Below are 18,282 nucleotides of genomic sequence, written 5' to 3'. Positions count from 1 at the left end.
GCAATGACCCCTTCCCGCGACATTTCACGCCTGATCGAGATCATGGCGACGCTGCGTACGCCGGTCACCGGCTGTCCCTGGGACCTCGAGCAGAATTTTGCGACGATTGCGCCCTATACGATCGAGGAGGCCTATGAGGTCGCCGACGCGATCGCGCGCGGCGATTTCGACGACCTCCGCGAGGAGCTCGGCGATCTCTTGCTTCAGGTCGTCTATCACGCGCGCATGGCGGAGGAAGAGAACGCGTTTGCGTTCGGCGACGTGGTCGAGGCGATCACGAAGAAGATGATCCGCCGCCACCCGCACGTCTTTGCCGACAAGGACGGCAACATCCAGCCCGCCGGCGTCAAGAGCGCGTGGGAGCGCATCAAGGCCGAGGAAAAAGCCGAGCGCGCTGCGCGGCGGCCGCCGGAGGAGACGTTGCACAAATCGCTGCTGGCAAGCGTCAAGGCTGGCCTGCCTGCGCTGACGCGCGCAATGGCGTTGCAGCGCAAGGCCTCTACCGTCGGCTTCGACTGGAACGATCCGCGCGCGGTGCTGAAGAAGATCCGCGAGGAAGCCGACGAGATCGAAGCCGCGCTCGACCGCAATGACAGCCAGGAGCTGGCCGAGGAAACCGGCGACCTCCTGTTCGCGCTCGTCAACCTCGCCCGCCATGTCGACGCCGATCCGGAGACCGCGCTGCGCGCGACCAATGCGAAGTTCGAGCGCCGTTTTTCTTACATCGAGCGCGCGCTGGAGACGCAGGGCCGCACACTTGAGCAGGCCTCGCTGGAGGAGATGGACGCGCTGTGGAACGCGGCAAAGGCGGAGGAGAAGAAGTTGCCGGCGGCGGAGAGAAGCCAACGAGCGGGCCGCTAACTCGCCCCTGCCGTTTGGCGTTACGCGGCGTGATGCGGCACGGCGTCGAAGCGGTTTACCACGATATCCCGCTTGGTTTCGTCCACCCGCACGGTCATGTCGAAGCGGCCCTCGTGCAGCTCTTTCGCCAGCACTTCGGAATTGCGATGCAGCCAGGAGATGCCGGCGCCGTCGGCGGCATCGATGGAGAGATCGAGCGTGGTGCGTTTTGCCGCCAGCCGCTCCTCGATCGCGGTGAGGAGCGCATCGATCCCCTCGCCTGACACGGCCGAGACAAGCATCGCGGGATGATCCGATGGCCTGCGCGCAGCGATGTTCACGAGCTCGTCGCGCTGCTCGGAATCGAACCGGTCGACCTTGTTCCAGACCTCGATGATGCGGCCGGAGTCGTCAGGGTTGATGCCGAGCTGGCGCAGCACGGCGTCGACGTCGCTCTGCTGCGCCTCGGCGTCCTCATGCGAGATGTCGCGAACATGCAGGATGACGTCGGCCTCCAACACCTCTTCCAGCGTGGCGCGGAACGCCGCGACGAGCTGGGTTGGCAGATTGGAGATGAAGCCGACGGTGTCCGACAGCATCGCCTTGCCACCATGCGGCAGATTGAGGGCGCGCAAGGTCGGATCGAGCGTCGCAAAAAGCATATCTGCGGCCTGAACGTCGGCGCGGGTCAGGCGGTTGAACAGCGTCGACTTGCCGGCATTGGTGTAGCCGACCAGCGCGACGACGCGGTACGGCACGCGCTGGCGGCCGGCGCGGTGCAAGCGCCGCGTCGCCTGCACCTTCTTCAATTCGTTCTCGAGCCGCGAGATGCGCTCGGAGATCAGGCGGCGGTCGGCCTCGATCTGCGTCTCGCCGGGACCACCCATGAAGCCGAAGCCGCCGCGCTGGCGCTCGAGATGGGTCCAGGAGCGCACCAGGCGCGAGCGCTGATAGTTGAGATGCGCGAGCTCGACCTGGAGCGAACCTTCCTTGGTCTTGGCGCGACGGCCGAAGATCTCCAGGATCAGGCCGGTGCGGTCGAGCACCTTGGCGTTCCAGGCCTTCTCGAGATTGCGCTGCTGGATCGGCGAGAGCGCACAGTCCATCACCACGAGGTCGACCTCGAGGCTCTTGATCAGCCCGGTAATCTCCTCGACCTTCCCTTTGCCCAGATAGGTCGCGGGGCGGATCTGGCTGATCGGCGCGACCAGCGCGTCGGCGATCACGAGGTCGATGGCGCGGGCAAGCCCTGCGGCCTCTTCGAGCCGCGCCTCGGCATCGCGCAGGACATGGCTCTCCGATTGCGCGTCGGCTCCGCCGGCGCGCGCCCGCATATAGGGGCCGATGACGATCACCCGCCCTGTCTGCCCAGCCTCTGCCGACCGCGGACGGTCAGCCCCCCCGTCAAAATTCCGGGGTTCCAATCAGATCACTCTCAAGCCGGCTGATCCTCGCCGCCTTCGAACAGCTGGATCGGAGCGCCGGGCATGATGGTCGAGATCGCATGCTTGTAAACGAGCTGCGAGTGACCGTCGCGCCGGAGCAGCAGACAGAAATTGTCGAACCAGGTCACAATTCCCTGCAGCTTTACTCCGTTGACCAGAAAGATCGTTAGTGGCGTTTTGGTTTTGCGAACGTGATTAAGGAAGGTGTCTTGTAGGTTTTGTGCGCGGTCTGCCGCCATTGTTGTTATCTCGCTTTGAGTTTCTTGTTGTTTGGATAGTCCGACCGGTTGCGGCCTTCTTCTGTGATGTGGGCCACTCCCGGTTGCCTTCCCTCATGAGATCCCCCTCGGAGGGTCGGCGGAACGATTAGAAGACAGGTACGCTTATTAGGCAAGCCGCTTCACGCGGCAGTCCGTATCCAAATCCTCCGAAAAACTACGGAAATCGATGATTTTCCTCTCATATTGTGAACGGGTATCCGATCGGACGCGGCTCAACCGACGCCGAGTGCCTTCAACTTCCGGTGTAGTGCCGATCGCTCCATGCCGACGAATTCGGCAGTGCGCGAAATATTGCCGGAAAAGCGGCTGATCTGGGCGATCAGATAGTCGCGTTCGAACACCTCCCGCGCCTCGCGCAGCGGCAGGCCCATGATGTGCTCGCCATTGTTGCTGGTCGGCATTGCCGGGACCATCGAACCGACGTCCTGCGGCAGCATGTCGGCGGTGATGATCACCTCCGGCCCGCCGGCGGCGAGAATCATGACTCTCTCAACGTTGTTGCGCAGTTGACGGACGTTGCCGGGCCAGACGTGGGACTGGAGCACCGCCATTGCGTCCTGGCCGATCTGGCGCTTGGGCAGCCCCGTGGCCGCCGAGATCTGGTCCATGAAATAGTCGATCAGCTCCGGAATGTCCTCGCGCCGCTCGGAGAGTGCGGGCACGCGGATCGGGACCACCGAGAGGCGGTGATAAAGATCCTCGCGGAAAGTGCCGGCTGCAATCTCCTCCTCGAGGTTGCGGGCGGTCGAGGAGATGATGCGGACGTCGACCTGCACCTTGCCGGTGCCGCCGACGCGCTGGAACGACTGCTCGACCAGCACACGCAAAATCTTGTTCTGGGTCTCGCGCGGCATGTCGGCGATCTCGTCGATGAATAGCGTGCCGCCATGAGCTTCTTCGAGCGCGCCCGGCTTGCGCGGCTGCTCGCCATTGGACTGCTCGACGCCGAACAGCTCGTGCTCCATCCGCTCCGGCGTGATCGCCGCGGCATTGATCACGACGAAAGGCCCGTCGGCGCGACCCGAGGCCGCATGCAGCGTCCTCGCGGTCAATTCCTTGCCAGCTCCCGCGGGGCCGACGATCAGGATGCGGCTGTTGGCCTTGGCCGCGCGCTCGATCGTCTGGCGGAGCTGGTTCATGCTGGGCGAGCGGCCGACGAGTTGGCTCGCAGTCGGAGCGAGCTGCTTGAGCTCCCTCACCTCGCGCTTCAGGCGCGAGTTCTCCAGCGCGCGCGTCGCCACCAGGATCAGGCGATCGGCCTTGAACGGCTTCTCGATGAAGTCGTAAGCGCCGCGCTTGATCGCGGCGACCGCGGTCTCGATGTTGCCGTGGCCGGAAATCATGACGACCGGAAGCTCGACATTGTCCTTCTTGACCTGCTCGAGCAGTTGCAAGCCGTCGAGCTTGGAGCCTTGCAGCCAGATGTCGAGGAACACCAGATGCGGCCTGCGATTGGCGATCTCCGCGAGTGCAGAGTCGCTGTCACGCGCGGTCCTGGTGACGAACCCCTCGTCTTCCAAAATGCCCGCGACGAGATCACGAATATCGGCCTCATCATCGACAATCAGAATTTCATTTGCCATGAGTCGCGCCCGCTCTGTCAGTTGCCCGTTGAGGCTTTGATTCTTGTTGCATCATTAGTCGTTTCTGCCGGCTCTTTGGTTTCGGCGGCCGTCGCCTTTGTGTCCGGTTCTTTGGGTGTTTCCCGGGCTTTTTGAGCCGCGTCCTTCACCTCGATGGTGTTGGCATGGCCCGAGACCGCAAAACGCATCCGCATCCAGGCACCGCGCTGGCCTTCCCGGAAGTCGGAGGCATCCTTCAATTCGATGCGCCCGCCATGGTCCTCCAGGACGCGGCCGACTATCGCAAGCCCGAGGCCGGTGCCCTTGGCCCGAGTTGTCACATACGGCTCAAGGAGCCGCGAGCGCGCGACCTTGGGCAGGCCGATACCGTTGTCGACGACGTCGATCAGCACGTCCTGGGCCTCGCGCGAGACCACGACATCGATGCGGCCCTTTCCACCATCCTTGCCAAGCTCTTCCGGCGGCACCTGCTCGATCGCTTCCGTCGCGTTCTTGACGATGTTGGTGACGGCCTGGGAAATCAGCCGGCGGTCGAATTGCGCGCGCAGCGGGTCGTCCTTGAAAGTGGTCTCGATGTCGAGCTCGGGATGAGCGACCTTCATCAAAAACACCGCCTGCCGCACGGTATCGACGACATCCTCGCCTTCCATCACGGGTTTTGGCATGCGCGCAAAGCGCGAGAACTCGTCGACCATGCGTCTGATGTCGTCGACCTGGCGCACGATGGTATCGGTGCACTGGTCGAAGATCGACTTGTCCTTCTCCTCGGTGATGGTCTTGCCGAATTTGCGGCGGATGCGCTCGGCAGAGAGCTGGATCGGCGTCAGCGGGTTCTTGATCTCGTGGGCGATGCGGCGCGCCACGTCGCCCCAGGCCGAAGTGCGCTGCGCCGAGACGAGCTCGGTGATGTCGTCGAGCGTGATGATGTAGCTGTCGCGCGGCTGGCTGGTCTTTTCCGCGCTGACGCGAACCGACAGGTTGCGCTCCTGTCCGTCGCGCAGGATGGTGATCTGGCCCTGTACCAGCCGCTGGGTACCTTCCCGCGCGGTCTTCATCATGTCGTCGAGCTCGGGCAGCACTTCCGACAAGGGATGGCCGAGCGTCTCGGATTCGGCGTGGCCGATCAGCTTCTCCGCCGAGCGGTTGAGGATGCCGACGCTGCCGGAGGCATCGACGCCGATGATACCGGCGGAGGCCGAGGACAGCACGGCCTCGATGAAGCGGCGGCGGCTGTCGATCAGGTCGCTGGCGCTGACCAGCTCGTCGCGCTGGCTGCGCAGCTCCTGGGTCATTTTGTTGAAGGTCTCGCCGAGCTGGGCGAGATCGCCTTCGGATTTGTGGACGGGGACCTGGATATTGAGATTGCCGGTCGAGACTTCGCTCGCAGCGCCCATCAGCTGGCGGATCGGCGCCACCAGCCCGTTGGCGAAGTTGAGACCGATCAGCACGGAGGCCATCAGGATGGTCAGCGCGATCACCGCGAACATCAATGCGAATGCCACCTGGATGCCGAGCCTGCGCGTTTCGAGCTGCGCATATTCGGCTGCGCTGGTCTGCGTCTGCTTGAGCTGGGCAACGACGGCTGGATCAAGCAGACGCGCCACGTACAGGAACATGTCGTCGTAGGCCCGCAGACGGACCACGGATGCGACGTAGTTTTCGGGGAACACCGAGATTTGCGGCTCGGTTTCATTGACGTTCTTGAGGATGCCCGGCGGCGGCGGTTCGTAGTTGAGGCGAATACCAGTATCAGCGCTTGCGACGATTTTGCCGTCCTTGTCCATCAGCACCGCAACCGGCAGATTGCGCGCCGCGGCACCGGCGGTCATGAGCTTCATGAAAGTCATGCGATCCTGGTCATACAGCGGTCGCGCATGGGCGAGATCATTGGCCATCGCTAGCGTGTCGCCATTGATGAGCTGCGCATGTTCCTGCATGTAGGCGCCGGCAATCGTCAGCGAGTTCTGGATCACCTGCTTGGTGGAACCCGAGAACAGCCGGTCGAGGCCGCGTTCGATGGTGACGTTGGCAACGATCGACACCAGAACGGCGGGCAATACCGCGATCACCGAGAACAGGCCGACGATCTGCACATGCAGCCGCGCCGCCGCCCGGCCCCGCCGCCTCGCCTGCACCATCTGCCAGACTTCCCGGACGATGATGCCGACCAGCAGCAGAATCGTGCCAGCGTTGATCATCAGGAAGGAGCGAACCACCTCGGGCGTCGGCTCGATGCTGGTCAGCCCGGTCAGGACGACGAATGTCAGGAAGGCCGACAGCAGCGCCAGACCGACCGCAAACGGCGCCAGCCAGCGCCGCAATAGGCCGCGCTTGGGCTCGTCAGGTGGAGGCGTATCAAAGGACGCGGCCGAGGTATCTGGGCTGGTCATTCCGGCAATGGTGATGCTGAAAACGGGATCCGCGGATCACGGATACTGATGCATTCATATCACATTGTTGCCGAATTGCGACAATTCCACGGCGTGTCTACCGTGGCTGACCGACGCATCCACAGGGGGCCGCCTGGGCAGCCATTCCGGAGCGATGCGAAGCAGCGAACCCCAATGCGCAATTGCGCATTGGGGAATCTCGAGATTCCGGGCTCGGTCCTGTCGGACCGCCCCGGAATGACCGTGGATGAGGACTAGCCTCCGCTCCGATAGACCTGGATGTCGAGATCCCGGATCTTCTTGCGCAGCGTGTTGCGATTCAGACCGAGCAGGTCCGCGGCCCGAATCTGGTTGCCGCGGGTGGCGGCAAGGGCTGCGGTGAGCAGCGGGATCTCGATCTCCTTGAGAATGCGGTGATAGAGGCCGGGTGGCGGCATGCCGTTGGGAAAACCCTGGAAGTGCGTGGACAGATACGCCTCCACGGCACCGCCGAGGTTGTCGACGCCCTGCTGGACGGCGGCACCCGGGCTGACTGAGGGCGGCGCGAGCTCGCCATCGATGACGGAGGCCGTGATGACGTCCTGCGGATAGAGTGCGGCGAGGCGCCGCGCGAGGTTTTCGAGCTCGCGCACGTTGCCGGGCCAACGGTGCTGCTTCATCCGCTCCAGTGCCAGCGCATCTAACTTCTTCGGCGGCAGGCCGTCCTTTTCGGCGAGTGCAAAGAAGTGACGCACGAGATCCGGCAGGTCCTCGATGCGCTCGCGCAGCGGCGGCAGACGCAGCGGCACGACGTTGAGGCGGAAGAACAGGTCCTCGCGGAACAGTCCCTGCTGGATCAGGACGCGCAGGTCCTTGTTGGAGGCCGCGACGATGCGCACGTCGGTCTTGATCGGGGTGCGGCCGCCGACGGTGGTGTATTCGCCCTGCTGGAGCACGCGCAACAGGCGCGTCTGTGCTTCCATCGGCATGTCGCCGATCTCGTCCAGGAACAGCGTGCCGCCCTCGGCCTGCTCGAAGCGACCGGAGGCACGGGTGTTGGCGCCGGTGAACGCGCCGCGCTCATGTCCGAACAGCTCGGATTCAATGAGGTCGCGCGGGATCGCCGCCATGTTGACGGCGACGAACGGACCGTTGCGGCGCTTGCCGTAGTCGTGCAGCGCGCGCGCCACCAGCTCCTTGCCGGTGCCGGACTCGCCCGTGATCATCACGGTGAGGTCGGTCTGCATGAGACGCGCGAGCACGCGGTAGATTTCCTGCATTGCCGGCGAGCGGCCGACCAGCGGGATCGCTTCCATCTCCGCATCTTCGTCCGGGCTCGATGTCCGCTCCTTCGGCTCGGCCAGCGCCCGGCCGACGATCGCGATCAGCTCCTTCAGGTCGAAGGGTTTCGGCAGATATTCGTAAGCCCCGCGCTCGGAGGCCCGGATCGCCGTCATGAACGTGTTCTGCGCGCTCATCACGATGACCGGCAGGTTCGGCCGCATCTTCTTGATGCGCGGCAACAGGTCGAAGGCGTTTTCATCCGGCATCACCACGTCGGTGATGACGAGATCGCCCTCGCCCTGGCTGACCCAGCGCCACAGCGTGGCGGCGTTGCCGGTCAGCCTGACTTCGTACCCTGCCCGGGACAGAGCCTGGTTAAGAACCGTGCGGATGGCGGTATCGTCATCAGCAACGAGAATGCTACCTGCGGGCATATTCAATCCTCATTTTGCCCCCTGTGACGCAGGCGACGGCTTCCCGGCAGAGTCGGCGCGACTGCTTTGATCGGCGTGTTTGATGGAGGTCGAGTACATCGGCATCAGCACGCGGAAGGTGGTCTTGCGCGGCTGAGACTCGCATTCGATGATGCCACCGTGATCTCCGACGATTTTTGCGACCAGCGCCAAGCCGAGACCGCTGCCGGTCTGCTTGGTGGTCACGAAGGGATCGAACAGGTTGGGCAGAAGATCTTCGGGCACGCCCGGTCCGTTGTCCTTGACGCAGAATTCGAGCGGCAGGGATACCCGGGATTTTTGACCGGGCACTGACAGGCGCACGCCGGGGCGGAAGGCGGTGGTGAGCTGGATCTCGGCGTCGGGCACGTCGATCAGGGCCTCCGCGGCGTTCTTCACCAGATTGAGGAACACCTGGATGAGCTGGTCCTGGTTCGCGAGCACCGGCGGCAGCGAGGGATCGTAGTCCTCGATGAAGCGGATGTTGCGGGCAAAGCCGGATTGCGCGAGGCGCTTCACGTGGTCGAGCACGGAATGGATGTTGACCGGACCGCGCACGACGGGCCGTTCGTCGCCGAACACTTCCATGCGGTCGACCAGCGTGACGATGCGGTCGGCCTCGTCGCAGATCAGCCGCGTCAGCATGCGGTCTTCCGAGGAGGCCTGCTGCTCGAGGAGCTGGGCGGCACCGCGGATGCCGGAGAGTGGGTTCTTGATCTCATGCGCGAGCATCGCGGCGAGCGCGATCACCGAGCGTGCGGCGCTGCGATGAGTGAGCTGGCGGTCCATCTTGTCGGCGATGGTGCGCTCCTGGAGCATCACCACGATGTAGCCGGGCCGCTCGGTGAGCGGGGCGACATGCAGATCGACCTGGCGGTCGCCGCCCATCCGCGGCGTGCCCAGATCGACCTTGTATTCGTTGATCGGTGAGTTCGACGAGCGCACCTGGTCGATCAATGCGAGGAGCGGGCTGCCGAACGGTACCAGCTCCTTGAGCGACTGGCGCTTCAGGAACTGAGTCGAAATCTCGAAGAACGCTTCCGTCGCGATATTGGCGTCGATGATCTTGCCGTCCGGCCCGATCAGCAGCACTGGATTGGGCAGTGCGTCGAGGATTGCATCGCCGTTTGACGGCATTGGCCGACGATGTTCAGCGGCTGAGCTCATGCAGCAGCGCTCCATGCGAAGTCGTCGAAGGCATCTTGCAGCGAGAGATGAACGGCCCGCGGATCCTCGGATGTGAGGATGTTCTGGCGCCACGCCTTCAGCTTCTCGGCCGGCGCGCGGCTGAGATGCGCGGCGACGTCGAGCGCCCAGCCGAGATGCTTGCGCGCATGCCTGAGGCCGATGCGCAAGCCATAGAGATCGCAGACGCCCTCATAGAGCGTGCGGGCATAATGGAGTTGCTCGGTCAGCGAGGGCGCGGCCTCCTCCGCCCCGCCCTGGAGGCGCCGGCCGATCTGGCCGGGCAGCCAGGGCTGGCCTTGCGCGCCGCGGCCGATCATGACGGCGTCGGCGCCGGAAGCCCCCAGCGCAGCCACGGCCTTTTCGAATGAGGTGACGTCGCCGTTGACCACCAGTGGAACGGAAATCGCCGCGCGGACATCGCGCACGGCATCCCAATCGGCCTCGCCCTTGTAGAACTGGCAGCGGGTGCGGCCGTGCACGGTGATCAGCCTGACGCCGGCGGCCTCCGCCCGCCGCGCCAGTTCCGGCGCATTGCGGGTGCGGTCGTCCCAGCCGAGGCGCATCTTCAGCGTGACCGGAACCTTCACAGCCGCGATCGTCGCCTCGATCAGGCGCAAGGCATGGTCGAGGTCGCGCATCAGCGCTGAGCCGGACTGTCCGCCGGTGACGTGGCGGGCCGGACAGCCCATGTTGATGTCGATGATGTCGGCGCCTTCCGCTTCCGCGATCCGGGCGCCCTCCGCCATCCAGTGGGCTTCGCAGCCGGCAAGCTGCACCACATGCGGGCCGAGGCCAGTCGCCTCGCAACGCAACCGGGACATTCTGTGGCCATTGGCGAGCTCGTCGCTGGCGGTCATTTCGGACACAACGAGACCTGCCCCAAGCTCCGCAGCCAGACGCCGGAAGGGGGAATCGGTCACCCCCGACATGGGCGCCAGGAAGACCGGATTGGCGACATCAATATCGCCTATTTTCAACGGCTTAGCGCCTAATCCTACCGGGCCGGTCACGGACGTCTCGTCTCAAAGGCGGCGCCTCATCGCGCCTGCCATGACCTATCTTGCGCACAATTCTTGTGCAGTCAAGCGTCATGCCTACAGTTTAGACAGTTCTTGCAATCTTTCAAGTGCAGTGCAGCAAAAAGCTGTTGCTGACAATCCGGCAATCACCGGTGTTCTTCCGCGGTGACCGTGCTAGAGGCATGCCAAAATCAGCCCTCTTCCCGATCATCACTACCAATTGAGTATTTAAGCGCTATGGCGAAATCAGAGCGGACCGCAGTTGTTCTCGTGGCGGCCGGGCGCGGGCTTCGCGCAGGTGCTGGCGGACCGAAGCAATACCGCGCGATCGGCGGCGTGCCGGTGATCTTTCGCGCCATGGAGTCCTTTAGCAATCACCCCGACGTCGCGCTGGTGCAGCCGGTCTTGAACCCAGATGACAGCGCCATGTTCACGGCTGCGGTCCAAGGCCTGCGCCACGAGCCCCCGACCAGCGGTGGCGCGACGCGCCAGGCCTCCGTGCTCGCCGGCCTTGAGGCGCTCGCCCCGCACAAGCCGGATCTCGTCCTGATCCACGATGCAGCGCGCCCCTTCGTCTCGCAGGCCCTGATCTCCCGCGCGATCGAAGCCGCCAGCCGCCACAGTGCCGCGATCCCCGCGATCGCTGTCAACGACACCGTCAAGCTGGTCGGCGCGGCCGGGCAGATCGAGGCAACGCCGGACCGCGCGCGCTTGCGGATCGCGCAGACGCCGCAATCCTTTCGTTTCGATGTCATCCTCGACGCGCATCGTCGCGCGGCGAAGGACGGACGCACTGATTTCACAGATGACGCGGCGATCGCCGAATGGGCGGGATTGACGGTCGCAACCTTTGAAGGCGATGTTGCAAACATGAAGCTCACTACCCCCGAAGACTTCGTCCGCGAGGAAGCGCGCCTCGCCAGCCAGCTCGGCGACATCAGGACCGGGACCGGCTACGACGTGCATGCCTTCGGTGAAGGCGACCACGTCATGATCTGCGGCGTCCGCGTGCCGCACAGCAAGGGCTTCCTGGCCCACTCCGACGGCGATGTCGGCCTGCATGCGCTGGTCGATGCCATCCTCGGCGCGCTCGCCGACGGCGACATCGGTTCGCACTTCCCGCCGAGCGATCCCAAGTGGAAGGGCGCCTCCTCCGACCAGTTCCTGAAATACGCCATCGAGCGCGTTACGCAGCGCGGGGGCCGCGTCGCCAATCTCGAGGTGACGCTGATCTGCGAGCGGCCGAAGATCGGTCCCTTGCGCGACACCATGCGCGCGCGGATCGCAGAAATCTCCGGCGTCGACATCTCGCGCGTCGCGGTGAAGGCCACGACCAGCGAGCGGCTCGGTTTCACCGGCCGCGAGGAAGGCATCGCGGCGACCGCGAGCGCCACCATCCGCCTTCCCTGGAGCGTCTAGGCCATGGGCGGCAGCGACGCACGCGCCCTCTCCCGCTCGCTGCTCGATCTGTGCCGGATGCGCAAGCTGACGATCGCGACCGCCGAGTCCTGCACCGGCGGCCTCGTCGCCGGCGCGCTGACGGACATTCCAGGCTCCTCCGACGTCATCGACCGCGGCTTCGTCACCTATTCCAATGACGCCAAGCGCGCGATGCTCGGCGTCGAGGCGAGCACGCTGTTGAATTTCGGCGCCGTCAGCAAGGAGACCGCGACCGCGATGGCGGTCGGTGCGCTGGAGCGCGCGGGCGTCGATCTTGCGGTCGCCATCACCGGCATCGCCGGCCCGGGCGGCGCGACGCCTGGCAAGCCGGTCGGGCTCGTCCACTTCGCCGCCGCCGCGCGCGATGGCCGCATCGTCCATCGCGAGCACCGATTTGGCGCGATCGGCCGCACCGCCGTACGGCTACGCTCGGTCGTCGAGGCTCTGCGCATGCTGATGGACCTCGCCCGCGGCCCGCAAGCCGCCGCAAAGCCGCGCCGCGAAGCCGCCAGCCGCCTGCGTCCGCGGGTGGCGCGCTCGCCGCGCCGTGGCGCGGTCAAGCGGCGCAGGCCGCCACGGGGTTGATGGCGATCTTCCGATCAAGTCTCGATCGACTTTTGTCAAAAGCGCTCGCGCCTCGTACGCTAGACGCGCGCCGCAACATCGCTGTCACGGTCCAGCTTGCGCCTGCCCACATAACCGCAATAATGGCGCTCTAAAGTTGCGCGTCGGGAATCAACCCGACGCCACATTCGGGAGGGCGGCAACGTGTTCTCTCGCTGCGCGGTCTCAATCGTCCTGTACTTGGCCGCTTGCGATTTTGCGACCGCTCAAGCGGCTAATCAGCCGCCCGACACGATGGCGGCGCGCGTCGAGGCCTGTACGCCCTGCCACGGTAACAAGGGCGAAGGCACCAGCGACGTCTATTTCCCGCGCCTTGCGGGCAAGCCGGCCGGCTATCTCTACAACCAGCTTCTTGCGTTCAAGAGTGGCCGGCGGAAGTACCCGCCGATGAACTATCTGCTGGAATTCCTCACCGATCCCTACCTCCAGCAGATGGCGGACTACTTCGCCGATCAGCATCCAGCGCTGCCGCCCGTCGCAGCCACCGATGCCAGCCAGGAGGTTCTCCAGCGCGGTCAGTCACTGGTGACGCGCGGCGATCCCCAGCGCCAGATACCGGCGTGCGGCAGCTGCCATGGCCCAGCCTTGACCGGCATGGAGCCGGGAATTCCGGGCCTGCTCGGGTTGCGTCCGAACTACATCAGCGCTCAACTCGGAGCATGGCGGTATGGCACCCGCACTGCGAAGGCGCCAGACTGCATGCAGCAGGTGGCCGCCCGCCTCACAGAGGAGGACGTCACGGCCGTCGCGGCATGGCTGGCGAACCACCCGGCGCCAGTGAATGCCGCTCCGGCGCCGAAGGGCACCTACGTGCTGCCCTTCGCCTGCGGTAGCGAACCGGATTGAGGAGACGAGGATGCCATCGCGTTCACGAATCCTGGCCGCTCTGCTGTTGTCGGTCTTCGTCGGATCTGCCCAGGCGCAGCAGAAGGCCAGCCCGCCCAGCGACAACATCGTGGCACGCGGCGAGTATCTGGCGCGCGCCGGCGACTGCATCGCCTGCCACACGGCACCCGAGGGCCGCACTTTCGCCGGCGGGCGCGCCATGCCGACGCCTTTCGGCACGTTGTACTCGTCGAACATCACGCCGGATCGGGAGACCGGTATCGGCAAATGGACCGCGGAGGACTTTTACAAAGCAATGCACACCGGCCGCTTTCCGGATGGCGGGTTGATGTATCCGGCGATGCCGTTCGCCTCGTACACAAAAGTCACGCGGGCCGATAGCGAGGCGATCTTCGCGTATTTGAAGTCGATCCCGCCCGTGAACCAGAGGAACCGGGAACACGACCTTCGCTTCCCCTATTCCAATCGCCAGCTCATTCTCGGCTGGCGCACGCTGTTCTTCAACGAGGGCGAATTCAAGCCCGATCCGACCAAGTCCGCCGAGTGGAATCGCGGTGCCTATCTGGTCGAGGGTCTCGGCCATTGCGGCATGTGCCATTCGCCGATCAACGCGCTCGGCGGCACCTCGCAGTCGGACGCCTTCAAGGGCGGGCTGATTCCGATGCAGAACTGGTACGCGCCCTCGCTCACGTCCAACCGCGAGGCCGGGCTCGGCGACTGGAGCATCAAGGACATCACCGACCTGCTCCAGACCGGCGTCTCGGCCCGCGGCGTGGTCTATGGTCCCATGGCCGAGGTCGTGCACAACAGCCTGCAATATCTCAGCGACGAGGACACCAGGGCGATGGCGGTCTACCTGAAGGGCATCTCGGAGCCCTCACCTCCGCCGCCGGCGAGCTCGGCGCTGCCGACGACCGAAAGCAGCTTGCTCATCAGCCTCGGCAAGACCGTCTATGACAAGAACTGTGCGAGCTGTCACGGCGCGCAGGGCGAAGGCAAGCCGCCACACTGGCCGCCGCTCGCCAACAATCAGTCGATCGAAATGCAATCGGCAGTCAATCCGATCCGCATGGTGCTCAACGGCGGCTATCCGCCCGGCACTGAGGGCAATCCAATGCCCTATGGCATGCCGCCCTTTGCCGGCTTGCTCTCGGACAACGAGATCGCCGCCGTCGTCTCTTATATCCGCACGGCCTGGGGCAATCGCGGCACGCCGGTGTCGGCGCGCGAGGCCAACGAGCTGCGCTCCGCTCCCCTCAATTGAGACGCGCCATGATCAACTCTGATCCACCGACCAGCTCTGCCGCCGCCGACCAGGCTGTCGACGAGGTCGTCGCGCGAGGGCCGTCCGGCGCAATCGCGCTCGCCGGCATTGCAACCGCCTGCGTGGTCATGATGTGGTTCGCTTTCTATCTCTTCGTCTTCCTGCCGCGCGGGGCGCTGCAATGAGCGCACAGGACACGGGACATCAGGGCGCCGAGATTGCGCGGCGCACCGAGCGGCGATGGGCGACCCTCTCTGTCATCATTATCGTCGCGATGGCGGTGATCGCGGCGATTGCCGGCATCCATCGCGCCACCATGCCGCAGGCGCGCGTCGAGACCACTGATCCGTCGCGGCTGCATCTTTCAGGAGAATTCGTCGAAAGCAATCTCGGCAGCGTGCTGGAGTCCAATGGCGCGGTGACGGTGCGCGCGATCGGCCAGCAATATTCCTTCACGCCCGCCTGCCTGCTGGTGCCGGCCGAGACGCCGATCACGTTGCGCGCCACCAGCGCCGACGTGGTCCACGGTATCCTGATCCAGGGTACCAACATCAACACCATGCTGGTGCCGGGCTACGTCTCCGAGCAACTCATGCGCTTTGAGCGGACCGGCGACTATCTGATGCCCTGCCAGGAGTTTTGCAGCTTCGGTCATGAAGGCATGTGGGGCAAGGTCAGGGTGATCGACAAGGCGAAGTTCGCGGAGCTTGCAAAGAGCAGCGGGAGGCTGAGCTGTGTTGGCCAATAGGAAGCTGGTCCTCGCCCATTTCTGGCTGGCTTTCGCCGTGTTCGGCGTGGCGCTCACGCTCGGCGCCTGGCAGATGTTCATCCGCAGCCCGCTCGGGACCTGGCTTTCCAATCCCGAGCTCTACTACCGCTCGCTGACTGCGCACGGCACAGTCATGGGCTACGTCTTCCCGACCCTGGTCGCGATGGGATTTGGCTATGCGATCAGCGAGTCCGCGCTGGAGCAGCGCCTGGTCGGCGTACGCTGGGCCTGGGCCGGATTCTGGCTGATCGTCGGCGGCAGCATCATGGCGATGATCCCGGTCGCGCTCGGCCGCGCCTCCGTGCTCTACACCTTCTATCCGCCGCTGATCGGCAGCCCCTTCTACTACGTCGGCGTCGTGCTGGTCGTCGTCGGGTCCTGGATCTGGGTCGCGCTGATGTCGATCAATCTGCGTGTCTGGAAAGGGGCCAATCCCGGCAAGCCGGTGCCGCTGGCGATGTTCGCCAATGTCGCGGGCTCCTATCTCTGGGCCTGGACCGCGGTTGGCGCCGCGCTCGAGCTATTGCTCCAGATCATCCCCGTCGCGGTCGGCCTGAAGGCCACGATCGACGCCGGTCTTGCCCGCGTGTTCTTCTCCTGGACGCTGCACGCCATCGTCTATTTCTGGCTGGTGCCGACCTACATCGCCTATTACGCCATCGTGCCCCGCGCGATCGGCGGCCGCGTCTACTCCGACACCATGGCGCGGATCGCCTTCATTCTGTTCCTGGTGGTGGCAATGCCGATCGGCATGCACCATACATTCGGCGATCCGCAGGTCGGCGCCGGCTTCAAGTTCGTCCATTCCGCGTTCACCGCGCTGGTCGCGCTGCCGACGCTTCTGACCGTCTTCACGATCTGCGCCTCCGTCGAGATTGCAGCGCGCCTGCGCGGTGGTCACGGCCTGTTCGGCTGGATGCGGGCGCTGCCGTGGGACAATCCGATGATGCTGGCGCTCGCCTTCTCCTTCGTGATGCTCGGTTTCGGCGGCGCCGGTGGCCTGATCAACATGAGCTATCAGCTCGACAGCTCGATCCACAACACGCAATGGATCACCGGCCACTTCCACCTGATCTTCGGCGGCGCCATCGTGATCATGTATTTCGCGATCGCCTATGATTTGTGGCCGCATCTCACGGGCCGTGAGTTCGTCGATCTCCGCCTCATCCGTACCCAGCTCTGGCTGTGGTTCATCGGCATGATCATCACCACCTTCCCGTGGCACTGGGTCGGCATCCTGGGCATGCCGCGCCGCATGGCCTATTTCGATTTCGCCGATCCCGCGATCGCGCCCCAGGCGCTCTCGGTTACGTTCTCTGCCATCGGCGGCTTCACCCTGCTGACATCAGGCATTCTCTTCCTGGTCATTCTGGCGCGCGGCATGCGCTCGCCTGCGGTCGAGGCCGGCGCGTATCGCTTCAGCCTCGCGGTGCATCAGCCAGCGACCGTTCCGCTAGCGCTCAACACGCACGCGCTGTGGGTGGCGCTGATGATCGGGCTCACCATCACCAACTATGGCTACCCGATCCTGACGCTGGCACTGACCGAAGGCACGTCGGTGCCGGCCGTGTATGTGGGAGCGCAGTGATGAGTGCGCGCGACCTTTTCACCCTCACCAACCGCCATTTCAAGACGAGCGTCGGTATCACCGCTGCAATCTTCGTTGTAACGGCGATTGTCGGCTTCATCGTGCTGCCGTTCGCGCAGCCCTGGGTTCAGTTCGCCAATGTCTGGGATGCGATCTGCAGCGCAGCCGGCGTGCCGCAACGCTCCGCGGCGGCTGCTGCGCAGGCGCAGGACAAACGCCTGTCGGAGGTCGTGCTGACCTCGCACACGCTGTCACGTCCGAACCAGGAAGCGATCGGACGCGGCGCCACGCTCGCACAGCGCTGCGCGATCTGCCACGGTCCGACCGGCATCAGCCGAGCGGATTCGCCCAATCTTGCCGGCCAATATGCCGCCGTCATCTACAAGGAGCTGCACGACTTCCGTTCCGGCGCGCGCACCAACGCGGTGATGTCGCCGTTTGCGACCGGCCTGACCGATCAGGAAATGGGCGACCTCGCCCTTTACTACGCCTTTCTGCCGCGGCTGCCGGCCTATCATCCGACACCGCAACTGCCGAAGCCCAACATCGTGATCTACGGCGCGCCCATGCGGGGGATCGCACCCTGCGGCTCCTGCCATGGCAGCCTCGACAACAAGGTCGGCAGCCCTTGGCTCGAAGGCCAATCGGAGGCCTATATGAAGGCCCAGCTACGGGCGTTCGCCGGTGGCGATCGGCGCAACGACATCAGCCAGCAGATGCGCAACATCGCGCGCGCGATGACGCCGCAGGAGATCGACGAGGCTGCCGCCTACTACGCGTCGCAACCGCCTGACATCGTCAAGGCGGTAGATTGATCAGGACGACGCGATCTTCCGCCGGCCGTAGATCGCGTCTGCCCGCTTCTCGAACGCGGCGGAGAAGCGTGCAAAGGCGGCGTCGAACATCGAGCCCATCAGCATCGCGAGCATGCGGCTCCTGAACTCGTAGGACAGAAAGAAGCCGACGTCGCAGACCCCCTCGCCCTTCGGCTCGAAGGTCCAGCGGTTTTCGAGCTTGCTGAAGGGCCCCTGCAGGTACTCGACCATGATCTTCAGATTGGCGCGATCAAGCGTCACACGGCTGGTGAAGGATTCCTTGACCAGCTTGAACGACACCGTCATGTCGGCAACCAGCACCTCGGTGCCATCGGGTTTTGCAACCCGCTGGCGCACCTTCAGCGCGCTGCACAGCGGCACGAATTCCGGGTAGCGCTCGACATCGGCGACCAGATCGAACATCTCTGGCGCGCTATGGTTGACGCGGTGCTTGCTCGAAACTCGGTGCATATGA

At 64.7% G+C, this 18,282-nt stretch carries 17 protein-coding genes; 9 read left to right on the top strand and 8 right to left on the bottom strand.

Annotation, left to right across the window (positions count from 1 at the left end; all coding sequences use genetic code 11):
- Positions 1 to 3: 3 nt before the first annotated feature.
- The gene (mazG, locus tag YUU_RS0115815) at positions 4 to 861 is read left to right on the top strand and encodes a nucleoside triphosphate pyrophosphohydrolase (protein ID WP_027523266.1); all 858 of its coding nucleotides are present in this window, start codon (positions 4 to 6) and stop codon (positions 859 to 861) included.
- 20 nt (positions 862 to 881) lie between these two features.
- On the opposite strand, the gene hflX is transcribed toward mazG, so the two are convergent.
- The 7 genes from hflX to dusB all read right to left on the bottom strand — a co-directional run bounded on the left by hflX (position 882) and on the right by dusB (position 10,419).
- Positions 882 to 2,264, bottom strand: a complete 1,383-nt coding sequence (gene hflX / locus YUU_RS0115810; RefSeq protein ID WP_027523265.1) for a GTPase HflX — start codon at positions 2,262 to 2,264, stop codon at positions 882 to 884.
- Between the two features lie 11 nt (positions 2,265 to 2,275).
- Positions 2,276 to 2,524, bottom strand: coding sequence for an RNA chaperone Hfq (gene hfq, locus YUU_RS0115805; protein ID WP_007591126.1), 249 nt, complete (start codon positions 2,522 to 2,524; stop codon positions 2,276 to 2,278).
- A gap of 254 nt (positions 2,525 to 2,778) precedes the next feature.
- On the bottom strand, positions 2,779 to 4,149 hold the full coding sequence (locus tag YUU_RS0115800; RefSeq protein ID WP_027523264.1) for a sigma-54 dependent transcriptional regulator: 1,371 nt from the start codon (positions 4,147 to 4,149) through the stop codon (positions 2,779 to 2,781).
- Positions 4,150 to 4,166: 17 nt separating this feature from the next.
- Entirely contained in the window at positions 4,167 to 6,539 is a 2,373-nt protein-coding gene (locus YUU_RS0115795; RefSeq protein ID WP_027523263.1) for a PAS domain-containing sensor histidine kinase, read from the bottom strand.
- Positions 6,540 to 6,793: 254 nt separating this feature from the next.
- Complete coding sequence (ntrC, locus tag YUU_RS0115790) at positions 6,794 to 8,236, bottom strand: nitrogen regulation protein NR(I) (RefSeq protein WP_027523262.1); 1,443 nt, start codon at positions 8,234 to 8,236, stop codon at positions 6,794 to 6,796.
- A 9-nt stretch (positions 8,237 to 8,245) separates the two neighbouring features.
- Positions 8,246 to 9,421 carry a nitrogen regulation protein NR(II) gene (locus YUU_RS0115785; protein WP_027523261.1) on the bottom strand — a complete coding sequence of 392 codons (1,176 nt, stop codon included), beginning with the start codon at positions 9,419 to 9,421 and terminating at the stop codon, positions 8,246 to 8,248.
- Entirely contained in the window at positions 9,418 to 10,419 is a 1,002-nt protein-coding gene (dusB, locus tag YUU_RS0115780; protein ID WP_084801452.1) for a tRNA dihydrouridine synthase DusB, read from the bottom strand. Before dusB ends, YUU_RS0115785 begins: the two co-directional genes overlap by 4 nt.
- 279 nt (positions 10,420 to 10,698) lie before the next feature.
- On the opposite strand from dusB, the gene YUU_RS0115775 reads away from it, so the two are divergent.
- The 8 genes from YUU_RS0115775 (at position 10,699) to YUU_RS0115740 (ending at position 17,807) form a co-directional block, all read left to right on the top strand.
- A complete protein-coding gene (locus YUU_RS0115775; RefSeq protein ID WP_027523259.1) occupies positions 10,699 to 11,880 on the top strand; it encodes a bifunctional 2-C-methyl-D-erythritol 4-phosphate cytidylyltransferase/2-C-methyl-D-erythritol 2,4-cyclodiphosphate synthase in 1,182 nt (393 codons plus the stop codon).
- 3 nt (positions 11,881 to 11,883) lie between these two features.
- A complete protein-coding gene (locus YUU_RS0115770) occupies positions 11,884 to 12,486 on the top strand; it encodes a CinA family protein (protein WP_027523258.1) in 603 nt (200 codons plus the stop codon).
- Between the two features lie 183 nt (positions 12,487 to 12,669).
- Complete coding sequence (locus YUU_RS0115765) at positions 12,670 to 13,371, top strand: c-type cytochrome (RefSeq protein ID WP_027523257.1); 702 nt, start codon at positions 12,670 to 12,672, stop codon at positions 13,369 to 13,371.
- A gap of 10 nt (positions 13,372 to 13,381) precedes the next feature.
- On the top strand, positions 13,382 to 14,635 hold the full coding sequence (locus YUU_RS0115760; RefSeq protein ID WP_027523256.1) for a cytochrome c: 1,254 nt from the start codon (positions 13,382 to 13,384) through the stop codon (positions 14,633 to 14,635).
- Between the two features lie 8 nt (positions 14,636 to 14,643).
- Positions 14,644 to 14,820 (top strand): hypothetical protein, encoded by a 177-nt coding sequence (locus tag YUU_RS60245; protein WP_027523255.1) that lies wholly within the window; start codon positions 14,644 to 14,646, stop codon positions 14,818 to 14,820.
- The gene (locus YUU_RS0115750) at positions 14,817 to 15,383 is read left to right on the top strand and encodes a cytochrome c oxidase subunit II (protein ID WP_027523254.1); all 567 of its coding nucleotides are present in this window, start codon (positions 14,817 to 14,819) and stop codon (positions 15,381 to 15,383) included. The genes YUU_RS60245 and YUU_RS0115750 overlap by 4 nt, the downstream gene beginning before the upstream one ends.
- A complete protein-coding gene (locus YUU_RS0115745) occupies positions 15,370 to 16,992 on the top strand; it encodes a b(o/a)3-type cytochrome-c oxidase subunit 1 (RefSeq protein ID WP_027523253.1) in 1,623 nt (540 codons plus the stop codon). The genes YUU_RS0115750 and YUU_RS0115745 overlap by 14 nt, the downstream gene beginning before the upstream one ends.
- Complete coding sequence (locus YUU_RS0115740; RefSeq protein WP_027523252.1) at positions 16,992 to 17,807, top strand: cytochrome c; 816 nt, start codon at positions 16,992 to 16,994, stop codon at positions 17,805 to 17,807. The genes YUU_RS0115745 and YUU_RS0115740 overlap by 1 nt, the downstream gene beginning before the upstream one ends.
- Here YUU_RS0115740 and YUU_RS0115735 read toward each other — a convergent pair whose 3' ends face one another.
- Positions 17,808 to 18,278, bottom strand: a complete 471-nt coding sequence (locus YUU_RS0115735) for a type II toxin-antitoxin system RatA family toxin (protein WP_027523251.1) — start codon at positions 18,276 to 18,278, stop codon at positions 17,808 to 17,810.
- Positions 18,279 to 18,282: the final 4 nt, after the last annotated feature.

This window comes from Bradyrhizobium sp. Ec3.3 (assembly GCF_000472925.1).
GTDB lineage: Bacteria > Pseudomonadota > Alphaproteobacteria > Rhizobiales > Xanthobacteraceae > Bradyrhizobium.
The sequence above is the reverse complement of the archived record's forward strand: the minus strand, read 5'-3'. Positions and strand labels throughout refer to the sequence as shown.